The organism is Mesorhizobium sp. M1A.F.Ca.IN.020.03.2.1 (assembly GCF_004023205.1).
Taxonomy (GTDB): domain Bacteria; phylum Pseudomonadota; class Alphaproteobacteria; order Rhizobiales; family Rhizobiaceae; genus Mesorhizobium.
In genome coordinates this window covers 1-5614 of the sequence record NZ_RZSV01000300.1, presented here as the reverse complement: position 1 = coordinate 5614, position 5614 = coordinate 1, and the positions used below count along the sequence as shown (strand labels likewise).

Sequence of the window (5614 nt, the reverse complement as noted above, 5' to 3'; positions counted from 1 at the left end):
GGTGCAGCCCGGCGCCGGTGACGACGAAGCCATGCCAGACGGCATTGTGGAAACGCAGGCCTTTCCAGGCAAAGAAGATGACGCCCAATGAATAGACGATGCCGCCCGCGAGCAGCAGCAGGACGGAGGCAGGCGGCAGCGTCGCGACCAGCGGTCCGGCGAGCACGACGCCGCTCCAGCCGATGGCGAGGTAAAAGAGGATCGCCAGCCGGTCATAGCGCCCGGGCAGGAACATCTTGATGGCGACGCCCATTGCCGCCGCGCTCCACACGATAACGATCATCGGCACGGCAAGCGCGGACGTGTGCAGCTGGGTCAGGAAAGGCGTGTAGGTGGCGGCGATCAGCAAATAGATCGCGGCATGGTCGAAGCGGCGCAGGATCCACTTCGCCGGCCACGATATCGGCCACAAATTATAGGCCAGCGATATCGACAGCACGGTGAGCAGCGACACAACGTAGAAGACGGCGGCGACATACTCGCCCGGGCCGGAATGGAAGGCGGCTAAAGCCAGGAAGGCCGAGCCGGCGGCGATCGCCAGCACGATGCCCACAGCATGGACGATGCCATCGGCGATCATCTCGGCGCGCGAATAGTGCCAACGGCCGACAAAGGGGATTTCGATCGATGTATTTGCGCGAGCGTCGTTCATGAATGATCCTGCAACCATAATCTGGGCAGTCGCGGATCAGTATTTCAAGCTTCGGTTGCGGTTTTGCGACGAGCCCGCCGCGCGTCCTTTCGACGCGCAAAGGGGGCTGCAGCCCTTTGATTTGCGCTTATCCGTTCCGAACCGGAGGTCTGCGAAATCGATTCCGATTTCGGGGTGATGCGATAGCGCGCTTCAGCGCGCAGCCAGCGGCTTCTTTACCGTCTTCAAGAGGGCGCGTTGGATAAGCTCGTTGCCGGCGACGATGGAGCCGGCCTCCAGCATGTCCTGCCCGCCATCCATATCCGAAACGAAGCCGCCCGCTTCACGGATGAGCAGGGCGCCGGCGGCGATGTCCCAGGCCGAAAGGTTGGCTTCCCAAAACCCGTCCATGCGGCCGGCCGCGACATAGGCGAGATCGAGCGAGGCGGAGCCAAGGCGGCGGACGCCCGAGACCTCGGCCATGACATTGCGCAACTCGATCAGGAAATTGCCGTGCTGGCCGCGCCCAAGATGCGGCACGCCGCAGCCGATCACGGCATCGGTGAGCTTGGCGCGTCCGGCGACGCGCAGCCGGCGGTCGTTCATGAAGGCGCCGCCGCCGCGCTCGGTGGTATAGAGCTCGTCCATGGCCGGATTGTAGACGACACCGGCGACGATCTGGCCCTGGCGCTCGAGCGCGATCGAGACCGCGAAGAGCGGGATGCCGTGGAGGAAGTTGGTCGTGCCGTCGAGCGGGTCGACGATCCAGCGATGCTGGCCGTCCTCGCCGTCGACGGCGCCGCGCTCCTCCATCAGGAAGGCGTAGCCCGGCCGCGCCTTCGACAGTTCGGCAAAGACGATCTCTTCGGCCTTGCGGTCGGCCTGGCTGACATAGTCGCCAGGCCCCTTCATCGAGACCTGCAGGTTCTGCACCTCGCCGAAATCGCGCGACAGCGACCGGCCGGCCTTCATCGCGGCCTGGACCATGACATTGAGGAGAGCGGAACGCGCCATTCTTCTTCTTCCTGTGTTGGCCGTTTTATTCTGCGCGACGCACGTAAGTGATCTCATTGGTGTCGACGATGATGCGCTCGCCGGCCGAGATGAAGGGCGGCACCAGGACGCGGACACCGTTTTCCAGCACTGCAGGCTTGTAAGAGGACGCCGCCGTCTGGCCCTTCACCACGGGGTCGGCCTCGGTGATGGTCAGCGTCACCTGGTCGGGCAGCGAGATGCCGATCGGCCGCTCCTCATAGAGCTGGACCGTGACCATCATGCCGTCCTGCAGGAAGGCGGCGCGCTCGCCGACGAAATCCTTGTTCAGTTCGAGCTGCTCGTAGCTTTCGGTGTCCATGAAAACCAGCGCGTCGCCCTGCTCGTAGAGGAAGGAGAAATCCTTCATCTCCAGCCGGATCTGCTCGACGGTCTCGGCCGAGCGGAAGCGCTCGTTGAGCTTGGTGCCGTTGATCAGGTTCTTCAGCTCGACCTGGTTGTAGGCGCCGCCCTTGCCGGGCTTCACGGTGTTGGTCTTGACCGCGACCCAGAGGCCGCCGTCATGCTCGATGACATAGCCGGGACGGATTTCGCTGCCACTGATCTTGGCCATGTTGAACTGATCCGGAATGAGATTTTTGGCGCGGAGCGCGCTTTGGCGCCTCCAAGACCACAAATCGCATTGAGTGGCAAGGGAGGGCGTCGCGAACGCGCATGGAGATGGCCGATGCCGTGAGCCGTCTTTTCAGGGCAGCCGGTTCGCCTTCTGCAGCGCCTGCTTGGTCTGACCGTCGTCGAGGCCTTGCAGGAAATCGTCCATCTGCGGGTCGATCAACCCGGCGCGCCGGGCGACGATATACCAGGCTCCGGCCAGGATCAGATCGGGGTCGGTACCGATGCCGCCCATATAGAGTTTGGCGAGGCGGTTCTGGGCGGCGACATTGCCGCCTTCGGCCGCGCGCCTCATCCAGGCAAAGCCCGATTTCAGGTCGCGATCGCCGCCGCGCCCCTCGATCATCCATGCGGCGAGGTCAAGTTGCGCGGTGTCGTAGTTCTGCCGGGCGGCCTGCGCCAGCAGGGTGCGTGCCTTGGCGTCGTCGCGCGGTTTTCCGCCGGCGCCGTTGGCGTAGATTTGCGCCATCGCGTACTCGGCGTCGGCAAGGCCGGTACTGGCGGCGCGCTCATAATACACAGCCGCCTTGGCGATGCCGGCATCGCCCGGATCCTGCTGGACGAGCAATTGGGCGAAGTTGAACTGGGCCAGGCGGTTGCCCGCCTCGGCGGCGGCCTGCATCAGCGCATAGGCTTCCTTGGCGTCCTTCTTCACATAGCGTCCGTCGAGCAGCATCAGCGCATATTGGAACTGCGCCTCCGGCACGCCCTGCTCGGCGGCGAGCCCATACCATTTCGCGGCCTCTGCGGCGTTGAGCGGCACGCCCAGCCCACGCGACAGGATCTCGGCGACCAGTGTCTGCGCCGCGGGGTCGCCGTTCTTGGCCCGCACCATGGCAAGGTTGTAGGCGGTTTTATAGAGGCCGCGCTGGAAGGCGCCGTAGGCGGCGTCCGGGAGCTTGGCGCCGAAGCGATCGGGATTGATGGTATCGGCCGATGGCGGTTGAAGCGTTGCCGGCTGTGGCAGCGGTGTTTCGATCGGCTTATCGGCATGGGCCGCGCCAGTATTCGGGGCGGCAGCATTCGGGGCGCCGGTATTTGGGGCGCTTATATTCGGAATGCTTGTATTCGGGGCGCCGCTAGCAGGGGCGCTTGTATCCGGCGCGCTCGTGTCGGGTGTGGTCGTGTCCGGTCTGGGCTGCGGCACCGGCGGGGTCTCGGCGGCCAGCGCAGCGGCCGCCTGGATCGTCAAGGCCGCGGCCAACGCCGCGAAGGAAAGCCTGGGCCAGCGCACGTCAGTCCTCGAAGCGCGGCGCGATTTGGTCGAGCAGCGCGTTGGCCGCGGCGACCGCCGCGCGCGGATCGAGTCCGTCGGCGAAGACGGCGCTGGAGAGCGCCACGAACTCGGCGCCGGTGGCCGCTACCGTTTCCACCGACGCAAGCTCGGAGCCGGCCATCACGATGCAAGGAATCTGGATCATCTGCGCCCACCATTCACCGAGAGCGAGATTGCGGTGGTGCGGCTCGGGCTTGTTGTCATAGCCGAAGCGGCCGAAGAACATGTAGTCGGGCCGCTCCTCGCCGAGCTCCAGCGCCTCATCGCGGGTCTTGGCGCCGCCCGCCCCGACCATCATCCTGTCGGCCAAGCGCTCGATCGTCTCGGCCAGTTCCTGGCGGTTTGCCTCGACATGGATGCCGTCGGCATGGACGCGGCCGGCGATGCGGCTGTCGCCGGCGACGATGACGGCGACGCCGGCGGCCTGCGCGATCGGCACGATCTTCTCGGCGAAGGCCTGGAAGGCGGCGTCATCCATGCCGTTTTCGGGCAGGATCAGCGAGGCGACGTCGCCGCCGTCGAAGGCGGTGCAGATGTGCTCGGGAGTCACAAGCGGCGGCGCGATCAGCACGATTCGGCAGCGATTGGGCGGGGTTGCTTCATTCATCGGTCTTCGATCCCGGTTTTCGCCTATGCCGGGCGAACATGGTGGCATTGCGGCATAGAGCAAAGCGTCCGGCTTGAACAGGAGGCGGGCGAAGGTCGCCGCTGAAAAGCGTCGCGGCAGCAGCGGCTTGCGCAATCTTCAAGGACTGACAGACGGCCTGTTGAAGCTGCTGATGGACGCTAACGAAACGACCGCTAGGTTAGCAAGCGAAAGCACGGGAAGAGCATGGCGCAAAATATCTACGACAAGGCCGATTTCTTCGAAGGCTACAGCCGTCTGCATCGTTCGGTGGAAGGGTTGGACGGCGCGCCCGAGTGGCCGGTTCTGCGCGCCATGCTGCCGAAGGTGGGTGGTCTAAGCATCGTCGATCTCGGTTGCGGCTTCGGCTGGTTCTGCCGCTGGGCGCGGGCGCAGGGAGCCAAGCAGGTTCTGGGCCTCGACCTGTCGGAAAGGATGCTCGCCCGAGCACGCGCCGCCGGCTCCGACGAAGCCATAGCCTATGAGCGCGTCGACCTCGACGAGCTGAGCCTGCCGAAGGCGCGCTTCGACCTCGCCTATAGCTCGCTTGCCCTGCATTATGTCAGCGATGCCGCGCGGCTGTTCGCGACGGTTTACCAGGCCCTGGTCCCTGGCGGGTTCTTCGTCTTCTCGACGGAGCATCCGATCTTCATGGCTCCAAGCAATCCGGGCTGGTCCGTGGACGCCGCAGGAAGGAACGTCTGGCCCGTCGATCAGTATCTGGTGGAAGGGCCGCGCACGACCGACTGGTTCTCCGAGGGCGTGGTGAAGCACCACCGCACACTCGGCACCACGCTCAACAACCTGATCCAGGCCGGGTTCACCATCGGCAGCGTGGAGGAATTCTGTCCAACTGAAGGGCAGATCGCCGCCAGGCCTGAACTGGCCAAAGAGGTCGAGCGGCCGATGTTTCTTCTGGTTCAGGCGCGGCGATGAGAGGTCGCCGGCATCGCCGGCGCGGGTGCGTCAAAGATCCAGCTTGTAGCCGATGTGGCTCGGCTTGAAGCCGACCCGTTCGTAGAAGCGGTGCGCGTCGAGCCGGCTCTTGTTGGTCGTCAGTTGCACCACCCTGCAGCCGCGCTCGCGGCATCTTTCGATCGCCCATTCCAGCAGGCTATGCCCGAGCCCCTCTCCGCGCCGGCTCGCCGCGACGCGCACCGCCTCGATCTGGCCGCGCCAAGCGCCCTGCAACGACAGGCCTGGGGATAAAACTGATCTGCAAGGTGCCGATGACTTCGGCGCCGTCCGTCATCACCGCCAGGAAATGGTTCGGGTTGCCGTCTATGGTCGCGAAGGCGTCCTGATAGGCTTGCGCCAAAGGCACGCTTGCATTCTCGCGGGCGCGGCCAAGCGCGTCATCGGCAAGCATCGCGACGATCGCCGCAAGATCGGCTTTGTCCGCGCGGCGGATCAGGAC

Annotated in this window: 6 protein-coding genes and 1 pseudogene; 1 reads left to right on the top strand and 6 read right to left on the bottom strand. The window is 65.1% G+C overall.

Translation table 11 applies throughout. The features are described 5' to 3' along the window. The 5 genes from EOA79_RS28905 to EOA79_RS28885 all read right to left on the bottom strand — a co-directional run. On the bottom strand, positions 1 to 652 hold a 652-nt coding region (locus EOA79_RS28905), incomplete at its 3' end, for a hemolysin III family protein (RefSeq protein WP_164893985.1). 192 nt (positions 653 to 844) lie between these two features. Beyond that, positions 845 to 1645: an inositol monophosphatase family protein gene (locus tag EOA79_RS28900; protein WP_095824090.1), complete on the bottom strand. Its 801-nt coding sequence runs from the start codon at positions 1643 to 1645 to the stop codon at positions 845 to 847. A 25-nt stretch (positions 1646 to 1670) separates the two neighbouring features. After that, positions 1671 to 2237 (bottom strand): elongation factor P, encoded by a 567-nt coding sequence (gene efp, locus EOA79_RS28895; RefSeq protein WP_067001754.1) that lies wholly within the window; start codon positions 2235 to 2237, stop codon positions 1671 to 1673. 132 nt (positions 2238 to 2369) lie between these two features. Continuing rightward, complete coding sequence (locus EOA79_RS28890) at positions 2370 to 3530, bottom strand: tetratricopeptide repeat protein (RefSeq protein WP_245322323.1); 1161 nt, start codon at positions 3528 to 3530, stop codon at positions 2370 to 2372. A gap of 1 nt (position 3531) precedes the next feature. Continuing rightward, complete coding sequence (locus EOA79_RS28885) at positions 3532 to 4179, bottom strand: thiamine phosphate synthase (RefSeq protein WP_095824195.1); 648 nt, start codon at positions 4177 to 4179, stop codon at positions 3532 to 3534. A 225-nt stretch (positions 4180 to 4404) separates the two neighbouring features. On the opposite strand from EOA79_RS28885, the gene EOA79_RS28880 reads away from it, so the two are divergent. After that, the gene (locus tag EOA79_RS28880; protein ID WP_127335298.1) at positions 4405 to 5133 is read left to right on the top strand and encodes a class I SAM-dependent methyltransferase; all 729 of its coding nucleotides are present in this window, start codon (positions 4405 to 4407) and stop codon (positions 5131 to 5133) included. 30 nt (positions 5134 to 5163) lie between these two features. Here the strand turns inward: EOA79_RS28880 and EOA79_RS28875 are convergent. Beyond that, a pseudogene (locus EOA79_RS28875) lies at positions 5164 to 5611 on the bottom strand (GNAT family N-acetyltransferase). Positions 5612 to 5614: the final 3 nt, after the last annotated feature.

Coding starts and splice junctions, on each gene's coding strand:
- EOA79_RS28900 (WP_095824090.1), bottom strand. CDS start 1,645: ATGGCGCGTTCCGCTCTCCTCAATGTCATGGTCCAGGCCGCGATGAAG.
- EOA79_RS28885 (WP_095824195.1), bottom strand. CDS start 4,179: ATGAATGAAGCAACCCCGCCCAATCGCTGCCGAATCGTGCTGATCGCG.
- EOA79_RS28880 (WP_127335298.1), top strand. CDS start 4,405: ATGGCGCAAAATATCTACGACAAGGCCGATTTCTTCGAAGGCTACAGC.
- efp (WP_067001754.1), bottom strand. CDS start 2,237: ATGGCCAAGATCAGTGGCAGCGAAATCCGTCCCGGCTATGTCATCGAG.